The 25,619-nt window shown below is 73.9% G+C and carries 22 protein-coding genes and 1 pseudogene; 6 read left to right on the top strand and 17 right to left on the bottom strand.

What is annotated here, in order from left to right:
- Positions 1-40: 40 nt before the first annotated feature.
- Positions 41-2,905, top strand: coding sequence for a P-loop NTPase fold protein (locus tag J2S44_RS32610; protein WP_310421701.1), 2,865 nt, complete (start codon positions 41-43; stop codon positions 2,903-2,905).
- Positions 2,906-2,969: 64 nt separating this feature from the next.
- On the opposite strand, the gene J2S44_RS32605 is transcribed toward J2S44_RS32610, so the two are convergent.
- The 10 genes from J2S44_RS32605 to J2S44_RS32560 form a co-directional block, all read right to left on the bottom strand.
- Positions 2,970-3,560 (bottom strand): winged helix-turn-helix domain-containing protein, encoded by a 591-nt coding sequence (locus J2S44_RS32605; protein ID WP_374728040.1) that lies wholly within the window; start codon positions 3,558-3,560, stop codon positions 2,970-2,972.
- A 36-nt stretch (positions 3,561-3,596) separates the two neighbouring features.
- A complete protein-coding gene (locus J2S44_RS32600) occupies positions 3,597-4,007 on the bottom strand; it encodes a rhodanese-like domain-containing protein (protein WP_374728039.1) in 411 nt (136 codons plus the stop codon).
- 71 nt (positions 4,008-4,078) lie between these two features.
- On the bottom strand, positions 4,079-4,567 hold the full coding sequence (locus J2S44_RS32595; protein ID WP_310421696.1) for a cysteine dioxygenase: 489 nt from the start codon (positions 4,565-4,567) through the stop codon (positions 4,079-4,081).
- Between the two features lie 137 nt (positions 4,568-4,704).
- The gene (locus J2S44_RS32590; protein ID WP_310421694.1) at positions 4,705-5,838 is read right to left on the bottom strand and encodes an ABC transporter substrate-binding protein; all 1,134 of its coding nucleotides are present in this window, start codon (positions 5,836-5,838) and stop codon (positions 4,705-4,707) included.
- A 19-nt stretch (positions 5,839-5,857) separates the two neighbouring features.
- Positions 5,858-6,682, bottom strand: coding sequence for an ABC transporter permease (locus J2S44_RS32585; RefSeq protein ID WP_310421691.1), 825 nt, complete (start codon positions 6,680-6,682; stop codon positions 5,858-5,860).
- Positions 6,679-7,485 carry an ABC transporter ATP-binding protein gene (locus tag J2S44_RS32580; protein ID WP_310421689.1) on the bottom strand — a complete coding sequence of 269 codons (807 nt, stop codon included), beginning with the start codon at positions 7,483-7,485 and terminating at the stop codon, positions 6,679-6,681. The genes J2S44_RS32585 and J2S44_RS32580 overlap by 4 nt, the downstream gene beginning before the upstream one ends.
- Before the next feature lie 170 nt (positions 7,486-7,655).
- Positions 7,656-8,510: an ABC transporter permease gene (locus J2S44_RS32575; protein ID WP_310421687.1), complete on the bottom strand. Its 855-nt coding sequence runs from the start codon at positions 8,508-8,510 to the stop codon at positions 7,656-7,658.
- Positions 8,507-9,508, bottom strand: coding sequence for a TIGR03842 family LLM class F420-dependent oxidoreductase (locus J2S44_RS32570; protein ID WP_310421684.1), 1,002 nt, complete (start codon positions 9,506-9,508; stop codon positions 8,507-8,509). Before J2S44_RS32570 ends, J2S44_RS32575 begins: the two co-directional genes overlap by 4 nt.
- Before the next feature lie 11 nt (positions 9,509-9,519).
- A complete protein-coding gene (hydA, locus tag J2S44_RS32565) occupies positions 9,520-10,920 on the bottom strand; it encodes a dihydropyrimidinase (protein WP_310421681.1) in 1,401 nt (466 codons plus the stop codon).
- Positions 10,917-11,777, bottom strand: a complete 861-nt coding sequence (locus J2S44_RS32560) for a nitrilase-related carbon-nitrogen hydrolase (RefSeq protein ID WP_310421679.1) — start codon at positions 11,775-11,777, stop codon at positions 10,917-10,919. Before J2S44_RS32560 ends, hydA begins: the two co-directional genes overlap by 4 nt.
- 126 nt (positions 11,778-11,903) lie before the next feature.
- Here J2S44_RS32560 and J2S44_RS32555 point away from each other — a divergent pair, with 126 nt between their 5' ends.
- Together J2S44_RS32555 and J2S44_RS32550 are read left to right on the top strand one after the other, a co-directional pair.
- Positions 11,904-13,286, top strand: a complete 1,383-nt coding sequence (locus J2S44_RS32555; RefSeq protein ID WP_310421676.1) for an aminotransferase-like domain-containing protein — start codon at positions 11,904-11,906, stop codon at positions 13,284-13,286.
- A 106-nt stretch (positions 13,287-13,392) separates the two neighbouring features.
- A complete protein-coding gene (locus J2S44_RS32550; RefSeq protein ID WP_310421673.1) occupies positions 13,393-15,702 on the top strand; it encodes an AAA family ATPase in 2,310 nt (769 codons plus the stop codon).
- 15 nt (positions 15,703-15,717) lie between these two features.
- On the opposite strand, the pseudogene J2S44_RS43020 reads toward J2S44_RS32550, so the two are convergent.
- Both J2S44_RS43020 and J2S44_RS32545 read right to left on the bottom strand, forming a co-directional pair.
- Positions 15,718-15,978, bottom strand: a pseudogene (locus J2S44_RS43020) (helix-turn-helix domain-containing protein); the annotation flags it as partial.
- 111 nt (positions 15,979-16,089) lie between these two features.
- Positions 16,090-18,039, bottom strand: a complete 1,950-nt coding sequence (locus tag J2S44_RS32545) for a hypothetical protein (protein ID WP_310421670.1) — start codon at positions 18,037-18,039, stop codon at positions 16,090-16,092.
- 67 nt (positions 18,040-18,106) lie between these two features.
- On the opposite strand from J2S44_RS32545, the gene J2S44_RS32540 reads away from it, so the two are divergent.
- The gene (locus tag J2S44_RS32540) at positions 18,107-19,240 is read left to right on the top strand and encodes an epoxide hydrolase family protein (RefSeq protein ID WP_310421667.1); all 1,134 of its coding nucleotides are present in this window, start codon (positions 18,107-18,109) and stop codon (positions 19,238-19,240) included.
- 22 nt (positions 19,241-19,262) lie between these two features.
- On the opposite strand, the gene J2S44_RS32535 is transcribed toward J2S44_RS32540, so the two are convergent.
- Together J2S44_RS32535 and J2S44_RS32530 are read right to left on the bottom strand one after the other, a co-directional pair.
- Complete coding sequence (locus J2S44_RS32535) at positions 19,263-20,057, bottom strand: alpha/beta fold hydrolase (protein ID WP_310421664.1); 795 nt, start codon at positions 20,055-20,057, stop codon at positions 19,263-19,265.
- 48 nt (positions 20,058-20,105) lie between these two features.
- A complete protein-coding gene (locus J2S44_RS32530) occupies positions 20,106-20,465 on the bottom strand; it encodes a cupin domain-containing protein (RefSeq protein WP_310421661.1) in 360 nt (119 codons plus the stop codon).
- A 127-nt stretch (positions 20,466-20,592) separates the two neighbouring features.
- Here J2S44_RS32530 and J2S44_RS32525 point away from each other — a divergent pair, with 127 nt between their 5' ends.
- Both J2S44_RS32525 and J2S44_RS32520 read left to right on the top strand, forming a co-directional pair.
- Positions 20,593-21,003, top strand: a complete 411-nt coding sequence (locus J2S44_RS32525; protein ID WP_310421658.1) for a VOC family protein — start codon at positions 20,593-20,595, stop codon at positions 21,001-21,003.
- Between the two features lie 65 nt (positions 21,004-21,068).
- A complete protein-coding gene (locus tag J2S44_RS32520) occupies positions 21,069-21,425 on the top strand; it encodes an ankyrin repeat domain-containing protein (RefSeq protein ID WP_310430037.1) in 357 nt (118 codons plus the stop codon).
- 33 nt (positions 21,426-21,458) lie between these two features.
- On the opposite strand, the gene J2S44_RS32515 is transcribed toward J2S44_RS32520, so the two are convergent.
- The 3 genes from J2S44_RS32515 to J2S44_RS32505 form a co-directional block, all read right to left on the bottom strand.
- Positions 21,459-21,695: a hypothetical protein gene (locus tag J2S44_RS32515; RefSeq protein ID WP_310421654.1), complete on the bottom strand. Its 237-nt coding sequence runs from the start codon at positions 21,693-21,695 to the stop codon at positions 21,459-21,461.
- A gap of 74 nt (positions 21,696-21,769) precedes the next feature.
- Positions 21,770-23,293 carry an NADH-ubiquinone oxidoreductase-F iron-sulfur binding region domain-containing protein gene (locus J2S44_RS32510; RefSeq protein WP_310421651.1) on the bottom strand — a complete coding sequence of 508 codons (1,524 nt, stop codon included), beginning with the start codon at positions 23,291-23,293 and terminating at the stop codon, positions 21,770-21,772.
- Positions 23,294-23,361: 68 nt separating this feature from the next.
- The gene (locus J2S44_RS32505; RefSeq protein WP_310421648.1) at positions 23,362-25,449 is read right to left on the bottom strand and encodes a hypothetical protein; all 2,088 of its coding nucleotides are present in this window, start codon (positions 25,447-25,449) and stop codon (positions 23,362-23,364) included.
- Between the last annotated feature and the right edge of the window lie 170 nt (positions 25,450-25,619).

Raw genomic sequence — 25,619 nt, 5'->3', positions numbered from 1 at the left:
GGCTCTGCCGTTCCGGGCGCCGGTTCACTAAACTCCGTCGATGGCGTCGGGGACGACTCCCGCGTGGGAGCGCTGGCTCGAGGCGGGACGCGACCGCCTCGCCGCCGCGTTCCTGAGTGGCCAGTACACGGTGTGCCGGAACATCGCACGCGACCTGATGGACACGCCGGAGTTCGCGAACCTGGACACGGCCAGCGGTAACCGGCAGACCACGGCGTTCACGCTGGCGCTGGCGGACCAGGAGCAGATCGCGGCCGACACCGAGACCGTGCGCAACCAGCGTCCGCTGGTCCTGGTGGTGCCGATCGCCGCGATCACCGCGGTCCTGCTGCTGGAGGCCGGTCAGGCGGTCTGGGCCGACCTGCGGGTCCTCGCCGACGCGGCGCTCTCCCCGGCCGACAGCGTGGCCGCGCACTGGCACTGGGCGGACGCGGTGCGCGCGTCCGGCCTCGGCGTGCCGGACCTGGTGGCCGGCACGGCGTGCCTGGCGTACTGGTGCTGGCGCTGGTTCCGGTTCGCCGGGCGGGTCACGCTCGCGGCGGTCCGCGCGGCGCGGCGCTGGCGGGCGGCGCTGACCGAGCTGATCGCGGAGCGCCTGCGCGCGGCGTACCACCAGCTGATCAACTCGGCGGAACAGCGGGTCCTCACGTTGCAGACCGCGCGTGGTCTCGGCGGCGGTGCCGCGCAGGCGCTGCTGATCCGCCGCGAGATGCGGCGGGTGGAGACGCTCGCGCAGCACCTCGGCGCCGGCGCGATCGCGATCAGCGGCGGCCGCGGCGTCGGGAAGACCACGCTGCTGTCCATGCTGGGCTCCGCCGACCGGTCCGGCCCGCTCCTGGTCGGCGTCGCGGCGCCGGTGCACTACGACGCACGGGATTTCCTGCTGCACCTGTACGCGGAACTGGCGCGCGCGGTGCTCCGGCGCTCCGGCGTCCCGCCCCGGCGCCGGTGGGTGGCCCGCCTCCGGGTCCTGGCCGTGCGGTCGGGGACGGCGGTGCTCCTGGCGGCCGCGGGCGCCGCGATCCTCGGCGTGCTGTCACCGGCGTTCGCCGGCTGGCTCGCCACCGGCCGGCCCGCGCCGACCGCCCCGGTGGTGCTGCTCCTGCTCGCGGTGACCCTGCTCCGGGTGTCGCTGCGCGGCGGCCCGCCGCGCCTGGTCCGCGACCATTCGCTGGCCGCCGAGGCGGTGCGGCGGCTGGAGCAGACCCGGTTCCTGCAGACGCTGTCGATGGAGCATCAGGCCGCGCTCGCCCGCGGCGTCCTCCAACTGGGCAGCCGGCGGTCGCGGCAGCTCGCGGAGCAGCCGCTCACCCTGCCGGAGATCGTGGCGAGCTACCGCGAGTTCGCGGGCCTGGTCGCCGCCGGGCGGCCCGGCGCGCCGGAGGCCACCCGCCTGGTCATCGCGATCGACGAGATCGACCGAATCGTCGACGCCGACCTGGCGGAACGATTCCTCAACGAGATCAAGTCGATCTTCGGCGTGCCGGGCTGCGTGTACGTCGTCTCCGTCTCCGAGGAGGCGCTGGCGAACCTGGAACGCCGGGTGCTGCGCGTGCGGACCGCGTTCGACAGCGCGTTCGACGAGGTGGTGCGGCTCAACCCGCTCAACGCGAACGACTCGGTCGAGCTGCTGCGGCGGCGGCTCACCGGCGTGCCGGACTCCTTCCTGGTGCTCTGCCACTGCCTGGCCGGCGGGATGCCGCGGGACGTGGTCCGCGCGGCCCGGCGGATGATCGACCTGAGGGCGGAGCACAACCGCCCGCTGTCGCTGCCGGACCTGACGCGCAGACTGGTGCACGAGGAGGTCACCTCGGTGCGCCGGGGCTTCCTCCAGGACGCGCAGAACCGGGACGTGGACGCGGAGCTGCTGGCCCGCATCCACCTCGACCCGGAGTGGCCGGGCACCGATCCGGACGGCATCCGGACGGCCGCGGCCGCGCTGCCGGATCTGCGGCCCGTCGCGGTCGCGCTGCACTTCTACGCCACCGTGCTGGAGATCTTCACGGAGCGGCCCGGCACGGTCGACGAGTGGGCGATCCTGCTGCGCCGGCCGGCCCGGCTGGAACCGCCGGCGCCGCCGATGCGGGCCGCGGCGTCGCTCCCGCCGGAGGAGTTCGCGAGCTGGCTGGCGGCCGCCGTCGGCGTCCCCGAGTCGGCGCTGCCGCCCGGCTCCCTCGTGGAACTGGACCTGCTCTGTTCCGTGCACCGGCTGCTGACGCTCCACCCGGCCGCCGCGATGACGCTGCTGACCTCGGTCCGCGACCGGCTGGGCCTGCCCGCGACGACCGGTCCGGCCACCGGCCACGGCGAGCCGGGCACCGGCCCCGGCGGACCGGCCGGCGGATTCGACGCACCGGGCGACGACCCCAGCGCGCCGGACGACGACCCCGGCGGACCGGTCAGCGCGACCGGCGCGCCGGCCGATCGCGACCGGCCGGCGCCGGTCGTGGCGGCCCGTGCGCCGGTCGGGGCCGACCGGTCCTCAGAGCGCGCCGGCGCCGGTGGTGATCAGGGCGACGCCGATCGTGAGGAGGCTGAGGGCGAGGACCGCGGCGCCGGCCCAGAGCAGGGCGATCAGCGGGCCGGGGCGCCGCGGATCACGGCCGAGCACGCTGAGGAAGAAGCCGGCCGGGATGAGGATCGCGGCGCCGAGGACTCCGACGTAGGAGTAGGACCACGGGCCGGTGACGTCGCCGGCGGTGAGCAGCAGCGCGCAGACCAGACCGAGCGTGACCAGCACGCCGGCGTGGGCGTGCCCGGCTCGGAAGAACGACCTCTGCAGGTCGTTGGCGGGGTGGCCGCCGGTGACGACGCGCAGCACGAACGTACCGCCGAACGCGATGGAGACGACGGTGAGGACGGTGGCGCCGGTGATGATCAACGAAATCGGAGACATGGCGGATGAACCCCTTCGGATAGCCGGACTATCCAATTATGGATAGTTCAGCTATCCGGGGCAACCCCGGGGCTCAGCCGTCCGTGCGAATCGTGACCCGGGCCTCGTCGGCGAGGCGGTAGCCGACGCCGTAGACCGTGGTGATCAGCGGGAACTCGGTGCCGAGCTTCATCCGAAGGCGGCGGACGTGCACGTCGACCGTGCGGACCCCGGCGTGCTCGTATCCCCAGACCGCGGAGAGCAGCTGCACCCGGCTGAAGACGCGGCGTGGGTTGTCCGCGAAGAAGTGCAGCAGGTCGAACTCGAGGCGGGTGAGCGCGAGCGGCTCACGCCCGGCGAAGGCGGTCCGGGACCCGGCGTAGACGGTCAGCTCCGCCGGGTCCGCGACCACTCGCAGCTCCGGCTCGGCCACCGCGCCGCCGAGGTCGGCGAGCGCGGCTGGCCCGCCGGACTCGGCGAGCGCGGCGGGGCCGGGCGCGTCCAGCACCGACACCTGGCCCCCGCCCAGCGCGGCCAGCTCCCGGATCACCTCCAGCAGGCGCGTGTTGTCACCCGCGCCCAGCGGGATGGAGAGCGTGACGGTCACGGCCGGGCGGCGGGCGCCGGGGGTGGTGGCGCGGCCGAGACCGGCGGCGGGCCGCTGGTGACGGGGGGCGAGAGCGATGACCGACATGTCTCCTCCTACGGGAAACGGCGAACGTCAGGCGGGCTGATAGCTGGGTTGCAACCGGGGTGCGTTGGCGGGCGGGAACGCGGGCAGCCCGGCGTTGCGCCAGGCGCGGAAGCCGCCGGTGAGGTCGGTGGCCAGGTGCAGGCCGAGCTCCTGGAGCGCGGCCGCGGCCAGCGAGGACGTGTAGCCCTCCTGGCAGAAGACGATCACCGGCAGGTCGTACCGGTCGGCGAACGGCAGACGGGCGTCGGAGCGCGGGTCGAGCCGCCACTCCAGCACGTTCCGCTCGATGGTCAGCGCGCCGGGGATCTCACCGGTGGCCGCGCGCTGGGCGGCCGGCCGGATGTCGACCAGCAGCGCGCCGGCCCGGGCGGCCAGGTGCGCGGCCTCCGGCTCGAGGCGGCGGAGCCCGCGGCGCGCGTTCTCCAGCACGTCCGCGATGCCGACCGAGCCGCTCGGCGGGGTGTGGTGGGCCGGACACGAACCGAGGACCGAGCTGTTCCAGGGCGTGATCACCAGGCCACCCCCGCGCGGTCGATCTCCAGCACGCGCAGCGCGCCGTCCGCCAGCCGGTACCGCGTCATCTGCGTGAGCGCGGGGCCGTAGACGTGCAGGCTGATCGCGGGCCCGGCGGAGGCGTTGACGATCCGGTGCACGTGCTGCGACCCGAACGGCCGCACGTCACCGGCGGTGAACGACGCGCTGCGGAGCACGGCCGCGCCGCCGGCACCGGCGCGCACGGTCTCCTCGGTCAGCTCGCCCGCGACCACCGCGAACGCGCCGGCCGAGCCGCCGTGGTCGTGCAGGTCGGTGGACTGCCCGGGCAGCCAGGTCAGCAGCCAGGCCTCGTGGTCGGCCGCGGCGAACAACCGCGTGTACCACCGGCTGACCGGGTCGAACCGCGGCGTCACGCCCCACGACTCCGGGGCGGCGGAGACGTGCCGGGCGATATCGCGCAGGCGGCCGACGCGGCCGGGCGTTTCCAGGTCCAGTGCACTCATCGTTGAGGTCCCTCAGGGCTCGTCGGAACAACCGAAGTACACCGAGTGTAGCCGATAAAGCCTATCGGTTTGATAGGGATGCGGGACACAAAAACGGAGGCGCCCGCACGGGTGACCGGGCGCCTCCGCTCAGCGACTCAGGCGCCGCCCTCGGTCAGCGTCACCGTGGCCGGCGTGAAGCCCGCACCCACCACGTCGGTCCCGGCACCGGCCAGCGAGTCGAGCGCCTTCTGGATGAACTCGTTCGTGTACGCCGTGCCCTCCGGCCGCGTGGTCAGCACGGTCTGGCCGTCCTGGTTCCGCGTGGTCATCGCCAGGTCGACCGTGGCGTTCCAGGCCGCCTCGTCGATCAGGCCGGCGCGCGACGCGGACGGCCAGATCAGCTTGTTGACCTCGTTCATCTGCCAGAGCTGGTGGCTGGCGCCGAGCTTCGACCCCTTGGCCACCACGATGTCCCGGCACTTCTCCGCGTTGTCCCGGCAGAACGCCCAGCCCCGCACCGTACCGGCGAGGAACTTGACGGTCGTGTCCTGATAGGCCGGGTCGGTGAGCCGGTCCGTGGACGCCCACACCGCGTCCTGCAGCATCGCGGTGCCGACCGTGTTCCAGTCCAGCACGGTGAAGTCGGACGGCTGGTAGAGCTGCCCGGTCCGCGGGTTCCTCGCCTCCAGCAGCTGGGCGTACTCGTTGTAGCTCATCGCCTGGGCCGCGTCGATGTCGCCGGCGAGCAGCGCCTGCATGTCGAACTGCTGCTGCACCAGCGTGACGTCCCGGCCGGGGTCCAGGCCGGCCTTCGTCATGGCCGCGAACAGCTCGAACTCGTTGCCGAAGCCCCAGTTGCCGACCTTCTTGCCGCGCAGGTCGGCCGGGGCCTTGATGTTCGACGACGCGAACGACACCTGGTACGTGCCGGACCGCTGGAAGACCTGCGCCACCTGCGTGATGCCGGCGCCCTGCTCGCGGGAGGCGAGCGCCTTCGGCACCCAGGCGATCGCGTAGTCGGCCTGCCCCTGGGCGAGCACGGTCTGCGGCACGATGTCGACGCCGCCCTCGAGAATCTGCACGTCGAGGCCCTGCTCGCGGTAGAAGCCCTGGTCCACCGCGGCCAGGAACCCGGCGAACTGGGCCTGCACGAACCACTGCAGTTGCAGCTTGACCGGGGTCAGCCCGCCGCTGCCGCCGGGCGCGGGACTGCCCTGGTCGGCGGTCCCGCAGCCGGTCAGGGCCAGGCTCGCGGCCAGCACGGCGCTCATCAACAGACGTTTCCTCATGAATGTCCTCCGGGGGAAGTCAGCGGGAGCGCCACGGCGTCGCCAGCCGCTCCAGCAGCAGCGCGATGAGGTAGAAGACGAGTCCGAGCACGCACGCCCCGAGCACGAACGCCCATGCCCTGGGGTACGCCGTGTTGGCCGCCGCCGAGGTGATCCGCGAGCCCAGGCCGTCCTGCAGACCGCCGAAGTACTCACTGACCACCGCCGCGATCACCGCCAGGGAGGACGCCTGACGCAGACCGGTGAAGACGAACGGCAGCGCGCCGGGCAACCGCACCAGCCGGGTGAACGCCACACCGCTCGCGGCGTAGCTGTCCATCAGCTCCCGGTGGACGGGGTCGACCTCGCGCAGCCCGCGCAGCGTGTTGATGAAGACGGGGAAGAACACCACGATCGCGACCACCAGCCGGCGCGGGATGTTGCTGGTGGCCGAGAACATGTTGTTCAGGATCGGGGCCAGCGCGATGATCGGCAGCGCGTTGAGCGCGGCCGCGACCGGCACGGAGGCGTCGGCGAGGAACCGGGACTGCGCGGCGGCCATCGCGGCGAGCAGCGCGACGATCGTGCCGAGCACCAGGCCCACCAGCGCGTTCGTACCACTGGCCAGCCCGGTCTTGATGATCGTGTCCAGATTGCGGGTGAACTGCTCCCCGATGGCGGACGGCGCGGGCAGCACGAACGGCGCCACCCGCCCGAGCGTGACGACCGCCTCCCACGCGGCCAGCCCGGCGACCGCCACCAGCAGCGGAGGCACGACAACCCACAGGCCATCAGCGGTACGCCGCCGGCCGCGCGACGGCCCGGCCGGGTCCGCCGCGAGCGCCCTGTCGACCGGCGCCGTCACCGGTCCGCCCCCACGATCCCCGCCGTCGTGCGGGTGCCGCGCAGCGCCGCGCGGACCGTGGTGATGCCGGTGAAGAAGGCGGGTGACTGCCGGGTGGCCTCGGTGCGCTCCCCCAGGTCGATCGGGACGACGTCGGTGATCCGGCCCGGCCGCGCGCTCATCACCACCACGCGGTCGGCCAGGTAGACCGCCTCCGGGATGGAGTGGGTCACGAAGATCGTGCTGGTGCCGGTCGCGCCGCAGATCCGCAGCAGCTCGTCCTGCAGCCGCTCGCGGGTCATCTCGTCCAGCGCGCCGAACGGCTCGTCCATCAGCAGCAGCGGCGGGTGCACCGCGAGCGCGCGGGCGATCGCGACCCGCTGCTGCATGCCGCCGGACAGCTGCGCCGGACGGTGCCGCGCGAAGTCGGCCAGCCCGACCAGCTCCAGCATCTCCTCCGCGCGGGCCCGGCGCTCCCGGCGGCCGTGACCGCGCAGTTCGAGCGGCAGCTCCACGTTGCGCAGCACGGTCCGCCACTCGAAGAGCCCGGCCTGCTGGAACGCGATGCCGTACTCCTGGTCCAGCCGCGCCTGCCGAGCCGGCTTGCCGGCCACGGTGACCGTGCCGGAGGTCGGCGCGATCAGGTCCGCGACCAGGCGCAGCAGCGTGGACTTGCCGCAGCCGGACGGGCCGATCAGCGCGACGAACTCGCCGCGCGCGATGGTCAGGTCGACGCCGGTGAGCGCGGGTACCTCGCCCGTGCGCCCCTCGTTGAAGATCTTGTTGACGCCGCTCAGCTCCACGGCCGTCTCGGGTGCGGTCATCTGTCTGCGCCTTCCGTGGCGAGCCGGCGGGGATCGGTCAGCGCGCGAGCGCTGGGTGCCGCGGGGTTCAAGCGCGGGAGCGCTGTGCGGCGGGTGGGTCAGCGCGGGAGCGCTGTGCGGCGGGGTTCGGTGGGCCAGCGCGGGAGCGCCGTGCGGCGGGGTCCGGTGGGTCAGCGCGGGAGCGCCGTGCGGCGGGTGAGGAACAGCTCGGCGAGCGCGAGCGCGCCGGCCACCGCGAGGCCGAGCAGTGCCGCGCCGATCATGGCGGTGTAGACCTTCGCGGGGTCGCCGGTCGCCTCCCGGGAGTACTCGATGATCAGGCGGCCGATGCCGCCGCGGGTGCCGGTGGAGATCTCGCCGACCACGGCGCCGACCACCGCGGACGCGCCGGCCAGCCGCAGCGCCGGGAACAGGTACGGCGTGGACGCGGGCAGCCGGAGCTTCCACAGCGTGCGCCACCAGCCGGCCGCGTAGCTGCGCATCAGCTCCTCCGCGATCGGCGCCGGGCTCTGCAGACCGCGCAGCGCGCCCACCGCGATCGGGAAGAACGCCAGGTAGGCCGCGATCACCGAGACCGACATCCAGGGCTGCCACGGGTACGGCCCGAGCGACAACCGCCCGCCCCAGCCCGCGATCACCGGTGCGAGCGCGATCAGCGGCACGGTCTGCGACAGGATCACGTGGGGCAGCAGGCCGCGCTCGGCGATCCGGAACCGCTGCATCAGCACCGCGAGCAGCATGCCGATCGCGCCGCCGGCGACCAGCCCGGCCACCACGCCGCGCAGCGTGAACAGGCAGGCGGCCAGCACGACCAGCCAGAGCGGGTCGCCGCCGGCCAGTTCCGCGCGGCCGAAGCGGGCCAGGACGTCCCAGACGTGCGGCATCGCGGCGTCGCTCGCGCGCGGCAGCAGCCGGACGCCGAACAGCTCGGTGCCCCGCGGGTCGCCGATCGCCTTGTAGCCCTCCCAGAGCACCACGCCCACGACCAGCCCGGCACCGGCCGCGAGCGGGGTCCCGGCCCTCATCCGGCGAAGGCCGGGACGACGTGCTTGCCGTACTCGGCGAGCGTGTGCTCCTGGTCGTCGTGCTGCAGGTAGAGCGCGAACTGGTCGACGCCGAGCTCGCGCAGCGCGGTGAGCTTCTCCAGGTGCGCCTCGATCGGGCCGAGCACGCAGAACCGGTCGACGATCTCGTCCGGGACGAACTCCGCGTGGCTGTTGCCGGCCCGCCCGTGCTCGGCGTAGTCGTACCCCTGGCGGCCCTGGATGTAGTCGGTGAGCGCCTGCGGCACCGCGCCGGCCGCGCCGTAGCGCGCCACGATGTCCGCGACGTGGTTGCCGACCATGCCGCCGAACCAGCGCGTCTGCTCCCGCTGGTGGGCGAGGTCGTCGCCGACGTAGGCCGGGGCCGCCACACAGAACGTGATGGCCATCGGGTCCCGGCCGGCGTCCGACGCCGCGTCCCGGACCGACTTGATCATCCAGGCCGCGATGTCCGGGTCGGCGAGCTGCAGGATGTAGCCGTCCGCGACCTCGCCGGTCAGCTTCAGCGCCTTCGGGCCGTAGGCGGCGACCCAGACCTCCAGCGCGGCCCGGTCCGGGATCCACGGGAAGTGCACGTCGTTGCCGTTGATCGTGGCGGGCCGGCCGTTGCCCAGCGCCTGGATCACCTGGACGCACTCGCGCAGCTCGGCCAGCGTGGTCGGCTTCAGGCCGAGCGTGCGGACCGCGGAGTCGCCCCGGCCGATGCCGCAGACCGTCCGGTTGCCGTAGAGCTCGTTGAGCGTGGCGAAGGTGCTGGCCGTGACGGTCCAGTCGCGGGTGCTCGGGTTCGTGACCATCGGGCCGACGATCACCCGCTCGGTGGCGGCCAGGATCTGCGAGTGGATGACGTAGGGCTCCTGCCAGAGCAGGTGCGAGTCGAAGGTCCAGACGTGACTGAAGCCGGCGGCCTCGGCCTGCTGGGCCAGCTCCACCACGCGGCGGGCCGGCGGGTCACATTGGAAGACGACACCGATGTCCATGTACCACCCTCTCAGTGCAGGTAGGTGGAGAGTCCGCGCTTGACGTACCGCCCGTGGCCCTTCCGGCCGTGGTACTCGCCGTTCGCGACCAGGACGGTCCCGCGGGAGATGACCGTGTCGACCCGGCCGGCGATCTCCCAGCCCTCCCAGGCCGAGTGGTCCATGTTCATGTGGTGCGTCGCCGCGCTGATCCGGGTGCGCCCGGCCGGGTCGTAGAGCACGATGTCCGCGTCGGAGCCGGGCGCGATGACGCCCTTGCGCGGGTAGAGGCCGAACATCCGGGCCGGCGTGGTCGCGATCGTCTCCACCCAGCGCTCCAGCGACAGCTTGCCGTCGACCACGCCCTGGTAGAGCAGGTCGACGCGGTGCTCGACGCCGCCGATCCCGTTGGGGATCTTGGAGAAGTCGCCGACGCCGAGCTCCTTCTGGTCCTTCATGCAGAACGGGCAGTGGTCGGTGGAGACCACGGCCAGGTCGTTGCTGCGCAGGCCCGTCCACAGGTCGCGCCGGTGACTCTCGTGCTTGGACCGCAGCGGCGTGGAGCAGACCCACTTCGCGCCCTCGAACCCGGGCGCGCCGAGCTGGTCCTCGAGGGAGAGGTAGAGGTACTGCGGGCAGGTCTCGGCGAACACGTTGCGGCCGGCGTCGCGCGCCTCCGCGACCGCCGCCAGCGCCTTGCTCGCGGACAGGTGCACGATGTAGAGCGGGCAGTCCGCGGCCACGCCGGCCAGCCAGATCGCCCGGCTCGTCGCCTCCGCCTCGAGGGCCTCCGGCCGGGTCACGCCGTGGAAGTACGGCGCGGTCTCACCGCGGGCCAGCGCCTGCTGGACCAGCACGTCGATGGCCGGGCCGTTCTCCGCGTGCATCATGATCATGGCGCCGTTGTCCCGGGCCTTCTGCATCGCGCGCAGGATCTGCCCGTCGTCGCTGTAGAACACGCCGGGGTACGCCATGAACAGCTTGAAGCTGGTGATGCCCTCGTCCGCGACCAGCACGTCCATCGCCTTGAGCGCGTCGTCGTCCACGCCGCCGAGGATCATGTGGAACGCGTAGTCGACGTGCGCCTCGCCGGCCGCCTTCGCGTGCCAGGCGGCCAGTCCGTCCTGGACCACCTCACCGGTGCGCTGCACCGCGAAGTCGACGATCGTGGTGGTGCCGCCGAACGCGGCCGCGCGGGTGCCGGTGTCGAACGTGTCGGACGCGTGCGTGCCGCCGAACGGCAGCTCCATGTGCGTGTGCGCGTCCACGCCGCCGGGGATGACGTACTTCCCGGTCGCGTCGATGGCCGGCACGTCCGCGGGGCCGGTGCCGGGCGCGAACAGCGCGACGATCCTCTCGCCGTCGATCAGCACGTCCGCGGGGTGCCGGCCGGTCGCGGAGACGACGGTGCCGCCGGTGATCAGCGTGGTCACGGCGCCACCAGCCCGTCGTAGGTGTCCGGCCGGCGGTCGCGGTAGAACTGCCACCGGTCGCGGACCGTGTCGAGCAGGCCCAGGTCCAGGTCGCGGACGATCAGCTCGGGCTGGTGCGCGTCGCCGACCGCGCCGACGAACTTGCCCTCCGGGTCGACGAAGTACGACGTACCGTAGAAATCGTTGTCTCCGAGCTCTTCGATTCCGGTGCGGTTGATCGCGCCGATGAAATACTCGTTCGCCACCGCGCTGGCCGGCTGTTCCAGCTGCCACAGATAGGCGGAGAGACCACGACTGGTGGCGGACGGGTTGAATACGATCTTGGCGCCGGCCAGGCCGAGCGCGCGCCAGCCCTCCGGGAAATGCCGGTCGTAGCAGATGTAGACACCGATCCGGCCGACCGCCGTGTCGAAGACCGGATATCCCAGGTTGCCGGGACGGAAGTAGAACTTCTCCCAGAACCCCTTCACCTGCGGGATGTGGTTCTTGCGATATTTACCGAGGTAACTGCCGTCCGCGTCGACCACGGCCGCGGTGTTGTAGAGGACGCCGGGCTGCTCCTGCTCGTACATCGGCAGCACCATGACCATGCCCAGCTCACGGGCCAGGGCCTGGAACCGCTCGGTGGTCGGCCCGGGGATCGACTCCGCGTACGAGTAGAACTCCGTGTCCTGCACCTGGCAGAAGTACGGCCCGTAGAACAGCTCCTGGAAACAGATGACCTCGGCGCCCTGCGCGGCGGCCTGCCGCGCGTACTCCTCGTGCGCTTTGATCATGCTTTCTTTGTCGCCGGTCCAGTTCGTCTGGACGATGGCGGCGCGAACGACGTTTCGGCTCGAAGGATCAGAGTCTGCCATGCTTCCCCCCAAGGGTCGCTGATATATGCAGTCTTGTGTTCGTAGAGGCCGATGGCGTAGGACTTTAACGACACAAGTTGAGGCGGACAATGGCGAATTTGTTACAGCCTATTGCGGAGAAGTAACATGCTGCAGCTCATTGCCGGAGCGGTCAATGACCGCTCCGCGCGCGGAATAGCCGCCGCGGTCAGCCGGCTCGTCCACACCGGGGAGATCCCGGCCGGCACCCGCCTGCCCACGGTCCGGTCCGTCGCGCGCGAGCTGGGCATCAGCCCGACCACGGTCAGCGAGGCCTGGCGCAGCCTCGCCGGCGCCGGCGCGATCCAGACCCGGGGCCGGTCCGGCACGTTCGTGCTGACCCCCGGCCGGCCCCGGCAGAAGCTGCGGTACGCGCGGGTCACGGCCGGGCCGGCCGTGCTGCCGCACGACTTCTCCACCGGCGTACCCGACCACGACCTGCTGCCCGACATCTCCGGCGCGCTGCGGCGGATCGGCGACACCCGGTTCACCACGTCGTACCTGGAGGAGCCGGTGCTGCCCCGGCTGGAGGCGGTGCTGCGCGACCGCTGGCCGTTCCCGCCGCACCAGCTGACCGTCGTCGACGGCGCGCTGGACGCGATCGACCGGCTCACCTCCGCCGTGGTCCGGTTCGGCGACCACGTGCTGGTCGAGAACCCGGCGTTCCCGCCCGTGCTGGACCTGCTCGAATCCGTGGGCGCGATCACCGTACCGGTGGCGATGGACTCGGTCGGGTTGCTGCCACCGGCCCTGCGGGCCGCGCTCGACGCCGGTCCGACCGCGCTCTACCTGCAGCCCCGGGCGCACAACCCGACCGGCGCGTCGATGACCTCGGAACGGGCCGAGCAGCTCGCCGCCGTGCTCGCCGCGCACCCGCTCGGCCGCGGCGTGACGGTGGTGGAGGACGACCACGCCGGTGACATCGCCACCGCGACCGCGGTCAGCATCGGCGCGTGGCTGCCGGACCAGACCGCGCACGTGCGCAGCTTCGCCAAGTCGCACGGCCCGGACCTGCGACTCGCCGCGATCGGCGGGCCGAGCGCGCTGATCGCGGCGGTCGCGGACCGGCGGCTGCTCGGCCCCGGCTGGTCCAGCCGCATCCTGCAGGCGGTGCTGCTCGACCTGCTCACCGACTCGGCCACGGCCCGGCAGGTGGCGGTGGCCCGGCGGGAGTACGCGGCCCGGCGCACCACGCTGCTGGCCGCGCTCGCGGAGCGGGACGTGCGGGCGACCGCGGCGGACGGCATCAACATGTGGGTGAGCGTGCGGGACCAGCAGGTGGCGATGCTGAGCCTGGCCGCGCACGGGATCGGGGTGGCGCCCGGGACACCGTTCGAGGTGGAGCCGCGGGACGGTGACCACATCCGGATCACGGTCGGGCTGATCCGGGACGGCTTCGACGACCTGGCGGACATCGTGGCGGAGGCGGCCGGCGCCCGGCACCGCACCAGCGGCCGCCGGACCCGCTCACTGCGCCGCGGCACCCGCTGACCCGGGCCGTCCCGGGAGTGCCGGGTGCGATCCCGGGTACGTCGGCGGATCGTCCGTCACTCTGCGCAATGTTCGGCGTGTCGGTGCCGGGCTAAGATCCCGGTCCATGGATGCTGGCGGCCAGGTCATGGCGCCCGCGAGGTCGCTCGGTGAGCGGCTGCGCGCGGCGCGCGACCGCTTCTTCGTCGGCCGGGAACGCGAGCTGGACGCGTTCCGCACCGTGCTGCGCGACGGCGGTCTCCTCGGGCTGCACGGCCCCGGCGGCATCGGCAAGTCCACGCTGCTGCGCCGGCTCGCGGACGAGGCCCGGGACGCGGGCCGGACCGTCGCCGAGGTGGACGGCCGGGCGATCGAGCCGACGCCGGTCGCGTTCGCCGCGGAGGTGGACCGGGCCGGCGGCTCCGTGCTGCTCGTCGACGCGTTCGAGCACTGCCAGGGCCTGGAGGGCTGGCTGCGGGACGTGTTCCTGCCCCGGCTGCCGGCCGGCAGCGCCGTGGTGATCGCGGGCCGGGAGCCGTGCGTGCCCGGCTCCCGGGAGCTCGGCGACCTGAGCCCGGCGGAGGCGGACCGGCTGCTGGAGCTGCGCGGCGTGCCCGCGGAGTCGCGGCCGGCCGTGCTGTCGTTCGCCGGCGGGCACCCGCTCGCGCTCAGCCTCGCCGCCACGCTCCCGGACGGCTCGCTGCCCGGCCGCGCGACCTTTCCGGCCGGCCCCCGTCACCCGGCCACCGACCCGGCGCCGCCGGCCGGCCGTTCGGCGCCCGCAGCCGGCGGCCCGGTTCCGTCCGCCGGTGGCGCGACCGCGCCGGATGATGCCGCTGCGCCCAGCGATTCGGTCACGCCCGGTGATCCCGCTGCGCCCGGTGATCCCGCTGCGCCCGGTGATCCCGCTGCGCCCGGTGGTTCCGCTGCGCCCGGTGACGCGGGTGCGCCGGGTGCGCCGGGCAGCGTGCCTTCGCCGGGTGGTGCGGTCTGGCGACCGGCGCCCGAGGTGCTGGCGTCGCTGCTCGGCGCGCTGATCGGCGACGTGCCGTCCGAGCGGCACCGGCGTGCCCTGGAGATCTGCGCGCACGCGCCGCACACCACGGAAGCGCTGCTCACCGCGGTCCTCGACGGGCCGGCCGGTGTCGGCCTCCCGGGCGGGCCGGACCCGGCCGACGCCGGAGCGCTGGTGCGCTGGCTGCGGGCGCTGCCGTTCGCCGAGGCCGGACGGCACGGCGTGGCGCTGCACGAGATGGTGCGCGAGGCGGTCGACGCGGACCTGCGCTGGCGCGATCCGGCCGCGTACGAGCGGATGCACCACGCGATCGGCGACCACCTGCTCGCCCGGGTGCGGGCGGCGGGCACCCCGGCCGAGTCGCTCGCCGCCGCCCGCGCGCTCGCCCACCTGCAGCGGTACGGCCCGGCCGCGGAGTGGCTGACGCTGCTCCCCCGGCACGGCGACGGCTACGAGGACGGCCTGCGCCCCGGCGACCACGCCGCGATCGTGGCGATGGCCCGGGCGGCCCAGGGCGACGAGGCGGCCGCGGTCGTCACGCACTGGCTGGGCGTCCAGCCCGAGTCGTTCCGGGTCTACCGTCGCTCCACCGACGACTCCGCGGCCGGTTTCCTGCTCTGGCTGCGCCTCCCGGCCGTGGGCCCGGACGGCTCCCCGGACCCGGCCGTGCTCGCCGCGGACCCGCTCGCCGCCGCCGCGCTGGCGCACGCGGAGCGCACCCGTCCGCTCGGCGCGGGCGAGCACGTCGGGATGATGCGCTTCATGCTGGACGGCACCGGGCACGACGAGATGACGTCCGCGATGCACACGCTCCAGCTGCGCGTCTACGCGCTGTGGATCCGGTCCGACCGCCTCGCGTGGACGTACGTCCCCGCGGCCGGCGCGCACCGGTGGGAGCGCCTGCTCGGCCTGGTCGGGCACCGCCCGGTCGACGGCACCGTCACGGTCGGCGGCCGGGCGTACACGTTGTTCGCCTGCGACTGGCGGGTGACCCCGCACGACGTGTGGTTCTCGCTGGCCCCGCCGCCCGCGTCGCCGCGACCGCCGGCCGTGCCCGCGCTCGCCCGGCCGGACTTCGACGCCGCCGTCCGTGCGGCGCTGCGGGACTTCCACCGGGCCGCCGCGCTGGCCGCCAGCCCGCTGCTGCGCACCCGCATGATCGTGGCGGCGTCCGGCGGGACCGGTGACCCGGTCGAGGCGCTCCGTGAGCTACTGACCGACGCGGTCGACACGCTCCGCGACGACGCGCGGGAGGCCCGCCTGCACCGCGTCGTCGCCACCACGTACTTCCACCGGCTCCCCACCCAGGCCGCCGCCGCGGATCGGCTGGGGCTGTCGTTCAGCACCTACCGCCGGCACCTGCACCGCGGCCTCGACCTGGTCTGCACCCACCTCTGGCGCCACGAGTCGGCCGCTCCGTAACCGGTTACCCCACCGGCCGGGACGGACCCCGGTCTCCCGCAGGAACACGGCCGAGAAGTGGGCGGCGCTGGAGTAGCCGCAGCGTGCCGCGACCACGGTGACGGTGCGGCCGCGTTCCAGCAGCCGGCACGCCGCGTCGATCCGCAGCAGCGTGAGATGGCGGTGCGGGGTGCGGCCGACCTCGCGGGTGAAGACCCGCACGAAGTGGTACGGGCTGAGCAGCGCCTCGCGCGCCAGGTCGGCGACGGTCAGCCGGTCGCCGAACCGCGCCTCCATGCAGGCGACGGCCCGGCTCACCCGGAGGTCTGTGGTGGACACGTCCCGATCGTGGCCGCGGGCACCGCCGCCGCACAGCCCGCGCGGTGCCCGTCCGGTGCCCGGCGCCGATCACTCGTGCGGGCGGATCTCCCGTTCCCACAGCCGGTCCGCGATCCGGGCGACGGCCCGGTCCCGGTGCCGGCGGTAGGTGTTGAACGACAGGTGCAGCCGCTGCGCGACCCGCTCCTGCGTGGTGGTGCGGCGCAGGAACGTGTGGTCGACGAGCCGGGCCAGTGCGTCCGGCAGCGTCGCGGTCGCCGCCTCGATCAGCCCGCGGAGCGCGGCCGCCGGGTCCGGGCCGGCCCCGCGCACCAGGCGCGACCGCAGCAGCGGGTTGCCGTCGAGCCGGTCCAGGTCGCGCAGCGCGGCCCGGACCGCGTCACCGAACTCGGCGCGGGAGAGGACCGGGTCGCCGGCGTCCACGGCGGCGGGCGGCGCGGACGCACCGGCGTGGCGGGCCCGGACCCGGCGCATCCACTCCGGGACCCCGGTGCGGCGCCAGTCGTGCGCGTAGACCGGGTACCGCGTGCCGCCGACCCGGTAGGAGCCGGCCCGCCAGAAGCCGAGGTTGTCCAGCGTCGCGTCCCAGCGCTCCGGGTCCGCGTAGGCGCCGACGAGCGTCCAGGCGACGTCGTCCGAGGTGAGGATGTCCAGCGTCTGGCAGGCCGCGAAGAGCGTCACCGACGGGGACGGCGACTGGCCGTGCTCGCGGTCGAGGTAGAAGCGCCAGGCCCGTACCCGCTCCCCGTCCCGTGGCGGCGCGTGCTCCCGCACGTACCGCCACATCGCCTCGGCGCCCGGGTCACCGCCGGAGTCCGCGGTCAGGTCCAGGCAGGCGGCGTAGCCCCGGACCGCGCCGGACGGCGTGCGGAAGACCCGGAACGCACCGGGGTCGCGGTCCATCCAGGACGCCACCAGTGTGGCCTGCTCCGCGCCCTGCCACCGGGCGGTCATCTCGGCGATCGGGGCCCGGTCGCCGTCGCGCAGGTCGTCGACGTACGCCCGGGCGGCCGGCGACGGCGTCCAGCAGCTCTCGATCCGGGAGCGGGCGCCGGCGACGACGATGTGGTCGACGATCAGCCGGAGGCGTTCCCGCCGGTCTCCGGCCGCGCGGATCCGGGCCAGCGTCGCCGCGGAGAGCGCCCGGTCCAGTTCGGCGTAGCGGTCCGGGTCGCGCCAGCGCAGGTCGGCGTCGAGCACGTCACGGACCACGTCGTGCGGATACAGCCCGTACGGGCCCTCCGCGACGAACGGCAGCGTGCGCAGCCAGGCGAACAGTTCGCCGGCGTCGTCGCCGGTCACCGCGCGCAGCAGGTCCTCGGTGGTGGCCGGGACGTGCGCGCACACCTCCAGCGCGGCGCGGTGCCGTGGGCTCGGTGCCGCCTCGACCAGCTGCGTCAGCAGCGCGCCGACGACGTCCGGCAGGTCGGCGAGGGTACGGGTCTGCGCACCCCGGTGCACCGCGTCGGCCAGCATGGACAGCGTGAGCGGGTGGCCGTGGCCGATCTCCAGCAGCCGCTCCCGGGCGGGCTCGGGGACGCCGCGCGCCGCGAGGTACCGCCGGCCGTCCGCCGCCGGCAGGTTCCCGAGCGCGACGATCCGGAGCAGCTCGTGCCACGCGGGATCGGCCCGCCAGCGGACCCCCGGCGGGCGCCGGCCGGCCAGCACCACCAGCGTGTCCGCCGGCAGCGACGGCAGGTACCGCTCGCGGACCCAGTCGTCGGCCGGTTCCAGCAGCTCGTACGTGTCGATCAGCACCACGGCGGGCCGGCCGCCGGCCGGGGCGGGCAGCCGGTCCGGGCCGAGCTCGAGGTGCCGTGCGTCGACCCGGTGCAGCTCCCGGCCGGTCTCCGTGGCGATCAGCGCGAACCGGTCGAGCAGCGTGCTCTTGCCGACGCCGCCGGGCCCGTGCAGGAAGATCACACCGGAGGTGACCTGCCGGAACAGCGCGAGCTCGCCGTCCCGGCCGACGAACGCCCGTCGCCGCAGCTCACCGAGCCGCTGCCCCAGAGTGATCACCGGGGGAAGGCTACTCCGCAATTTTTCGCATCGATCCGGCGCGCGGACCGGCCTACCGTCCACCTGCATGATCACCCCGTTCCCGATTCACGTTCCCGACGACAACCTGGCGGACCTGCGCGACCGCCTCGACCGGACCCGGCTGCCGGAGCCCGCGACCGACGACTCGCAGGGCATCGGGCTGGACCGCCTCCGGTCGCTGCTGGACGTCCTGCGCGGACACGACTGGCGCGCACTGGAGCGCCGCTGGAACGCGATCCCGCACTTCCGCGCGCGCGTCGACGGGCTCGGCGTCGCGTTCTGGCACGTACGCTCGCCCGAACCCGGCGCGCTGCCGCTGGTGCTGACGCACGGCTGGCCCGGCTCGGTGCTGGAGTTCGAGGACCTGATCGGGCCGCTGACCGACCCGGTCGCGCACGGCGCCCCGGCGGCGGACGCGTTCCACCTGGTGGTGCCCGCGCTGCCCGGCTTCGGGTTCAGCGAGCGGCCGGCCGAGCCGGGCTGGAACGTCGGGCGTACGGCACGGGCCTGGGCCACGCTGATGAGCGAGCTCGGTTACCCGCGGTTCGGCGTGCACGGCGGCGACTGGGGCTCGCACGTCAGCACGGAGTTGGCCCGGATCGCGCCGGATCGGGTGGTGGGCCTGCACAGCACGATGCCGCTCGCCGCACCGCTGCCGGCGGACCTGGCCACCACCGACCCGGCGGAGCGGCGGATCATCGAGAAGCGCGAGCTGTTCATGCGGGGCGGCATCCCGCACGTGATGTTCCAGGGCGCGCGCCCGCAGACGTTCGGCTACTCGCTGGTCGACTCGCCGGCCGGGCTCGCCGCGTGGCTGGGCGAGCACCTGGACGCGTTCGCCGAGAACCACGGCGTCAGCCAGGAGCGGCAGGTGGACACGATCGCGCTGTACTGGTTCACCGCCACCGGCGCCGCCACCGCGCGCTGGTACTGGGAGAACCTGCGCTGGGGGCCGCGCACGGCCGAGGAGATGAACGCGCAGCCCGTCACCGTGCCCGCCGCGTTCACGCTCTTCCCCGGCGAGCCGCACCCGACGGCCCGGCGATGGGCCGAGCGCCGCTACCGGAACATCGTCGCGTGGCACGAGATGGACCGCGGCGGCCACTTCCCCGGCTGGGAGCGGCCGGGGACGCTGGTCGCGGAGCTGCGGGACGCGTTCCGGCACGCGCGCGGGCGGTGACCCGGCGTGCTGCCGGCCGGCGCTACCAGGTCGCGCCGGCCAGCAGCACGCGCAGCCTGGCGGCCACCGTGTCCGGGCTGGCCTGCACGGACATGTGGTCCAGGCCGGGCAGCTCGAGCACGGTGAAGCCGCAGTCCGCCAGCTCGGCGCGGGTCTCGCGGAGGCGGCGGGCCAGCCGGATGCCGGGCCGGGCCTCGTGCAGCAGGCAGCCGGGCTCGCCGTCGTCCGCGCCGAACCAGACGATCTTCGGGCCGGTCAGCGCGGTCAGCGCCGGGCGGTCGTCGCGCTCGTGCCAGGCCCGGTACATGAGCGCGGTGGCGAACGCGTTGTCGGCGAGCGCGCGCAGGCCGGCGGTCAGGTAGGCGAGCCGGGCACCCTCGGACGAGCCCATCCAGTACTCCTTGGGGCCGAGGATCGGGAAACCGCCGGCGAGCAGGCCGGCCGCGCGCGGCGTGAGCGGCGCGAGGAACGCGGCCAGCGCGGCCGTCCCGGAGTAGCCGGCCAGTACGAACCGGTCGGCTCCGGCCTCGTCCGCGACCCGGTGCAGGTCGGCGACCTCCAGCTCGACCGGGAAGTCCTCGATCGGCTTGCCGCCCCAGAACGCCGGGCCGTCCTCCTGCTCCTCCCAGGTCACCCAGTCCTCGGCATCGCCCTCGGGCGCGTCGATGCCGGTGACGTGCCGGGGCATGTAGCGGACCACCCGGAACCGGTCGGCCAGCCGTTCGGCGAGGTCCGCGTGCTCCTTGCGGGTCCGGCACGGGAAGATGATCACGGGGCCGGCGCCGCGCGCCTCGTACCAGACCGGAAGTCCGTTCATGCGTCCTAATTTAGGCGCATTCCGCGGACTCCACAGCCGACGGCGCGATCACCCCGGCAACCGCCACCCGGGTACGGACGGCCAGCGCACCGTGCACACCACGGCGTCCCGCGGCGCGTGCCAGGTGTGGTCCTCGCCCGGGCCCCAGACCACGTAGTCGCCCTGCGCGGCCAGCGTGACCGCACGGTCCCGGAACTCCAGCGTGAACTCGCCGCTGACCAGGAGCAGCAGCGCGGTCCGGGTCTCACCGGTCGCCCAGGCCGCGCGCCGGTCCCCGGCCGGATGGACGCCCCACTTCACCTCGACGTCCGTGCTGTGCCGCGGGTCGCCGGGCGGCATGAAGTGGCCGAGCAGCCACCCGCGCTCGGCTGGCGCGTCCGTGTGCGCGTTTCCGACGTAGACCGGCATCCGCCGACTCTCGCCGATCACCCCGGACGGGTACGGCCGACACGCCGCGAGGGAACGGGACACCGCGCGCACGCGTACGGGGCTACGCTGCGAGCGACGAACATCCGCGCAGCTCAGGGGGCATGGCATGGTGGCTCGGCTCAACCCGTACATCAACTTCCGCGGCCAGGCGAGGGAGGCGCTGGAGTTCTACCGGAGCGCGCTCGGCGGCGAGGTCGAGGTGATGACGTTCGGCCAGTACGGGCAGGACGGACCGCTCGCCGACCAGGTGATGCACGGGCAGCTGGAGACGCCGTCCGGGATGACGCTGATGGCCGCGGACACGCCGCCGGAGATGGAGGTCACGCCGGGCTCGGTGATCACGATCTGTCTCAGCGGCGACGAGGCGGAGCTGCTGCACGGGTACTGGGAGCGGCTGTCGGACGGCGCGACCGTGCACACGCCGCTGGCCAAGCAGATGTGGGGCGACGAGTACGGGCAGCTCACCGACCGGTTCGGGATCGGCTGGATGGTCAACATCGGCGCGCCCCGGGAGTAGGCCCTAGGGTGGTGGGCGTGACGACGCACGAGCTCGACGAGGCGACGCTGGAGTTCGCCCACCGCATGTTCGACCTGGCCCGCACCGGGGCCACCGAGGAGCTCGCCGCGAACGTGGACGCCGGGGTGCCGGCGAACCTGACCAACGGCAAGGGCGACACGCTGCTGATCCTCGCGGCCTACCACAATCACCCGGAGACCGTGGCCGCGCTGCTGGCCCGGGGCGCCGACCACGCGCGGGTCAACGATCGCGGCCAGACCGCGCTCGCGGCCGCGGTCTTCCGGCAGAACGCGACGACCGTGACGATCCTGCTCGACGCGGGCGCGCGGCCGGAGGCCGGCTCACCCAGCGCGCTGGCCACGGCGGACTTCTTCACGCTCGCCGAGATGCGGGCGCTGCTGGAGACGAAGAACCGGTCGTGAGGTGACCTCACGACCGGTTTCCGGTGAGCCGCGTCAGAGGACGGCCATGGCGAGCAGGTAGCCGAGGAGCAGGGCCACGGCGCCGGCGGCCGCGGCGTACCAGCCGAGCGGCTTGTCGCCCATGGACGCGCCGACCGCGCCGAGCACGATGGCCGCGAGGCCGAAGATCAGCGGCGAGATGAACAGGGCGAGCGCCGCGCAGACGAAGGCGATGATCGTCAGGATGCGGGCGGTCGAGACGTTGCTGCGGCGACCGGTCTGGTAAGCCATGGGTGCGGCCCTCCTCAAGGGGTGCGAGTGCGTCCGTTGAGGAGGGTGTACCCGGAGCTGCCGGATCCCTAAACTCAGCGCCGCCGTGGCGCGGGTTTCGGCTTGCCCTTGTCCCGGTCGTTGCCGCCCTTGTCCAGGTGCAGCGCGAGCGCCGGGCAGACCAGGATCGCCTTCTTCGCGGCCGACTCCAGCCAGATCGGCACCGGCGCGTCCGGGAACGTCGGGTAGCCGTTGCCGTCCAGTTTGATCAGCTCGGGGAAGACCTCGGCGCAGAGGCCGTGCCCGTCGCAGCGCGCCCAGTCCAGCTTGAGCTTGCCGATGCTCGGGCCGCCGGGCAGCTCGTTCGGGATCGGCAGCAGCTTCTTGACCGGCTTGCCGCAGCCCTCGCCCAGCCGGTGCCGCTTGATGTCCTCGGCGAAGACCTCCAGCGCGGTGAGCGCGAACCGGGACGTGCCGTCCGGGTGGCTGCACGCGCCGCGGCCGCGGACCATGCCGGCCGCGTTGCGCACCGCCTGCTCGGCCGCGGCCGAACCGGACGCGGTGAGCAGCTGGAACTGGTTGGCCACGTCGGGCAGGCCGAGCCGGCACGGGCCGCACTGACCGGCGGACTCACCGGCCAGGTAGCGAACGATCCGGCTGGCCTCGCCGAGCGGGCAGGTGTCGTTGCCCAGCGGGATGATCATGCCGGCGCCCAGCGTGCCGCCGATCGCGGCGAAGCTCTCCCGGGAGATCTCCGCCTTCTGCGCGTTCTCCCAGGTGATCCACTTGCCGTGGTAGCCGCCGACCAGGATGCCGGGGCCCTCGGTGGCGCCGCAGATGTCCAGCACCTCGCGCAGCGGCACGCCGGTCGGGCACTCCAGCACCATGTGCTGCGCGGCCGAGCCACCGACCGTGAGCAGCACCGTGCCCGGTTCCTTCTTCGTGCCGACCGCGGCGTACTCCTCCGGGCCCAGCCGGGCCGCGACCGCGATCTGCGAGTACGTCTCCGCGTTCGACAGCAGCGTCGGCTGGCCGTTGACGCCGCTCTCCGACGAGCGCTGCTTGATGCCCGGCGGGATGTGCGCCTCGCCGTTGATGCCGCGGACCAGCGCGCCGCCCTCACCCGCGATGAACCGGTGCGGGACGGTCACGATGCGGGTCGGCGCCGGCATGCGGCGCTCGGCGAGCGCCTCCTCCAGCGAGCTCTGGCCGACGCCGTCGTCGGCCACGCCGATGACGATCTCCTCGGCCTCCAGCGCCCACGCGGCGAGCGCGGCCCCGTCCAGGATCAGATGCGGTGCCCGGGTGAGCAGCATCTTGTCCTTCCACGAGGGCGGCTCACCCTCGGTGGCGTTGACCACCACGACCGGCGCGCGGTCCTGCCGGTCGGCGGACTCGACGACGGCCTTCACCTTGCGGTGGAACGGGAAGCCCGCCCCACCGCGGCCGGTGAGTTTGATCTTCTCGGCGAGGTCGATCAGATCGTCGGCGGACAGCGGGCGCAGATCGCCGTGGACCTCCAGGTGGGCATAGAGGTCCAGACGGCCGAAGTCCTCGAATCCCGCCGTCAACCGGGCCGGGCCGATGCACCCCACCGGAGGCACAACGCCTGTGCTCACCGCTTGTCTCCTTCACGTGCTGTACGGGTCGTGCGGGGAGTGGGCTCCCCCGGGAAGAGAAAGCGACTCTACTTGGCCTCGCCACGCATGCGCGCCCAGAACTCCTCGTCGGAGACCTCGTCGGCGGCGGCGCGGCCCGGGCGGCGGGTCTTGGCGTCCTTCGCCGGACGGGCCGAACGGGCGGCCCGGCGGGCGGTCAGGTCGACCAGCGTCGGGGTGTCGTCGCCGTTGAAGTCCGGGCGGGTCTCCTCCGCCTCGTACCGGCTGACCGGGTTCGCCGGCGGGCGCCAGTACTCGTCGACGACCGCCTCCTCCTCCTCCGGTTCCGGTGCGACGGCCCGGCGGGCCCGGCGCGGCGCGGCGACCTCGGCCACCTCCGGCTCCACGTCCTCGGTGGCGCGGTGCGAGCGGCGCGGGCGGGCGTCCTCCTCGTCCTCCTCCTCGACGGCGCGGCGGGCGCGGCGCGGCCGGGTGGCGATCGCGACCTCGTCCTCCTCGTCCTCCTCGACCGCGCGGCGGGCGCGGCGCGGCGCGGTGGCGGCCGCGACCTCGTCCTCCTCGTCCACGGCGGCGCGGCGGCTGCGGCGGGACACGGTCTCGTACTCGCCGGTCACGTACGCGTCGTCGTCGTCCTCCGCGGCCCGGCGGGCGCGGCGCGGCGCGACGGTCTCCTCCGGCTCCTCCACGGCCCGGCGGGTCCGCCGCGGCGGCGTGGCCGCGGCCGAGATCTGCGCCTCGCCGAACTCCTCCTCGTCCTCGGTACGCCGGGACCGGCGCGGCGCGGGCTTGCCCGGGGCCTCCGCGGTCGGCCGGCGGGTGCGGCGCGGCGCGGGGGCCTCGTCCTCGTAGTCGTCGTCGAACTCCGGCTCCGGGTCACGTCCGGCGCGGCGAACCGGCACCGGCGCCTCGTCGTAGTCGTCCTCGACCGGCGGCGCGGGGCGGCGGGGCCGGCGGACGGCCGGGGTCTCCTCCTCCACCAGCTCGGGGACGAGCGGGCGGCGGCCCGGGCGGCGCGGCGCCTCGTCCTCGTAGTCGTCGACCGGCTCCGGCTCGCGCGGCGCGGGCGTACGGCGGACCGGCCGCGTCTCGATCAGGTCCTCGTCCAGCGTGGCCGTGGCCGGAGCCCGGCGGGCCGCTGCCTGGACCAGCTCCTCCGCCTCCTCCACCACGTCCCGGGAGATCTTGGACATCAGCTGCGTCTCCTCCAGCGCGTTCACCGGCAGCGGCGACTGGCGCTGGCGGCGCTGCTCGGCGCCCTCGTCGGAGAAGCCACCCCAGGCGGCGCCGCGCGGCGCGCTGAGCGACTCGTCGGCGGACGGCTGGTTGCGGACCGCGCCGCGGTACATCGGGCGGTTCCCGGTGGCACGAGCGCCGTTCGCGGCCTCCAGCGGTCCGGCCTGTGCCTTGCCGGCGGCCTTCGCGGCGGACGGCACGGCCTTCGGCTGCGAGATGCGCTTGTTGTAGACGCCGACCACCCGGACCAGCATCGCGATGACGACGCCGACCACGCAGAGGATGTAGGAGACGACGACCCAGGTGGCGGCCGCGCGGCCGGCGAGCAGGCCGTGGCCGAGCGCGGGCGGCCAGGCGAGGTACCCGACGGAGTGCACCGCGCGCCACATCCACGGCTTGCCCTTGCCGGCGAACTTGACCCGGGCGACGCCGCTCCAGAACGTGCCGACCAGGCACCACGCCGCGATGGTGCCCATGCCGACGTACAGCGTGTTCGGGTTGAGGAACGGGATCACCAGGTCGATGACGGACGCGTGCGCCTCGAGGATCTTCACCATGACGTGCAGCAGCAGGAACGACACAGCGATGGTGCCGGTGGTGCGGTGCACGCCCTGGACGAGCACCCGGTGCTTGGGCGTGAGGATCAGCCGGTCGGTGGCGGCCAGGCCGACCATGACCGTGATCGACAGGGACACCAGCACCACCACGCCGGCGTAGAAGTCCAGGTACGCGAAGAGGTACGCGGCCGGGACGACGCCCGCGTTGGTCAGCGCGCCGATGGCCCACAGCGAGGCGACGACGCCGAGACCGATGATCAGCCAGGACATCCCGGCCGACATGCCCTTCTTCTTCTCGCCGTCAGCCGGGGCCACGACGGGACCGGTCTCGCGGGTGGACCGTTGAACCTGCTTGCGTTTAGCCATCGCTCCTCGATCTTCTGCATTCGCGCCACCACCGTTGCGCGCGGCCGGATCCCTGACGGCCAGCGCGTTCTTCGTACGGCCTCAGCTATGAAGTCGTTTCGCGCAACCCACGGTCATTCCTGCTGTCCCCATCGCCCGGTCGAACTCGGAACCTGCGTGAACCGGCCGGC

The organism is Catenuloplanes niger (genome assembly GCF_031458255.1).
Taxonomy (GTDB): Bacteria; Actinomycetota; Actinomycetes; order Mycobacteriales; family Micromonosporaceae; genus Catenuloplanes; species Catenuloplanes niger.
Note: the sequence above shows the minus strand (reverse complement) of the source record. Positions and strands in the feature narration are given on the sequence as shown.

Coding starts and splice junctions, on each gene's coding strand:
- J2S44_RS32610 (WP_310421701.1), top strand. CDS start 41: ATGGCGTCGGGGACGACTCCCGCGTGGGAGCGCTGGCTCGAGGCGGGA.
- J2S44_RS32595 (WP_310421696.1), bottom strand. CDS start 4,567: ATGAGTGCACTGGACCTGGAAACGCCCGGCCGCGTCGGCCGCCTGCGC.
- J2S44_RS32590 (WP_310421694.1), bottom strand. CDS start 5,838: ATGAGGAAACGTCTGTTGATGAGCGCCGTGCTGGCCGCGAGCCTGGCC.
- J2S44_RS32580 (WP_310421689.1), bottom strand. CDS start 7,485: ATGACCGCACCCGAGACGGCCGTGGAGCTGAGCGGCGTCAACAAGATC.
- J2S44_RS32575 (WP_310421687.1), bottom strand. CDS start 8,510: ATGAGGGCCGGGACCCCGCTCGCGGCCGGTGCCGGGCTGGTCGTGGGC.
- J2S44_RS32570 (WP_310421684.1), bottom strand. CDS start 9,508: ATGGACATCGGTGTCGTCTTCCAATGTGACCCGCCGGCCCGCCGCGTG.
- J2S44_RS32560 (WP_310421679.1), bottom strand. CDS start 11,777: ATGGCAGACTCTGATCCTTCGAGCCGAAACGTCGTTCGCGCCGCCATC.
- J2S44_RS32555 (WP_310421676.1), top strand. CDS start 11,904: ATGCTGCAGCTCATTGCCGGAGCGGTCAATGACCGCTCCGCGCGCGGA.
- J2S44_RS32550 (WP_310421673.1), top strand. CDS start 13,393: ATGGATGCTGGCGGCCAGGTCATGGCGCCCGCGAGGTCGCTCGGTGAG.
- J2S44_RS32540 (WP_310421667.1), top strand. CDS start 18,107: ATGATCACCCCGTTCCCGATTCACGTTCCCGACGACAACCTGGCGGAC.
- J2S44_RS32535 (WP_310421664.1), bottom strand. CDS start 20,057: ATGAACGGACTTCCGGTCTGGTACGAGGCGCGCGGCGCCGGCCCCGTG.
- J2S44_RS32530 (WP_310421661.1), bottom strand. CDS start 20,465: ATGCCGGTCTACGTCGGAAACGCGCACACGGACGCGCCAGCCGAGCGC.
- J2S44_RS32525 (WP_310421658.1), top strand. CDS start 20,593: ATGGTGGCTCGGCTCAACCCGTACATCAACTTCCGCGGCCAGGCGAGG.
- J2S44_RS32520 (WP_310430037.1), top strand. CDS start 21,069: ATGTTCGACCTGGCCCGCACCGGGGCCACCGAGGAGCTCGCCGCGAAC.
- J2S44_RS32515 (WP_310421654.1), bottom strand. CDS start 21,695: ATGGCTTACCAGACCGGTCGCCGCAGCAACGTCTCGACCGCCCGCATC.
- J2S44_RS32505 (WP_310421648.1), bottom strand. CDS start 25,449: ATGGCTAAACGCAAGCAGGTTCAACGGTCCACCCGCGAGACCGGTCCC.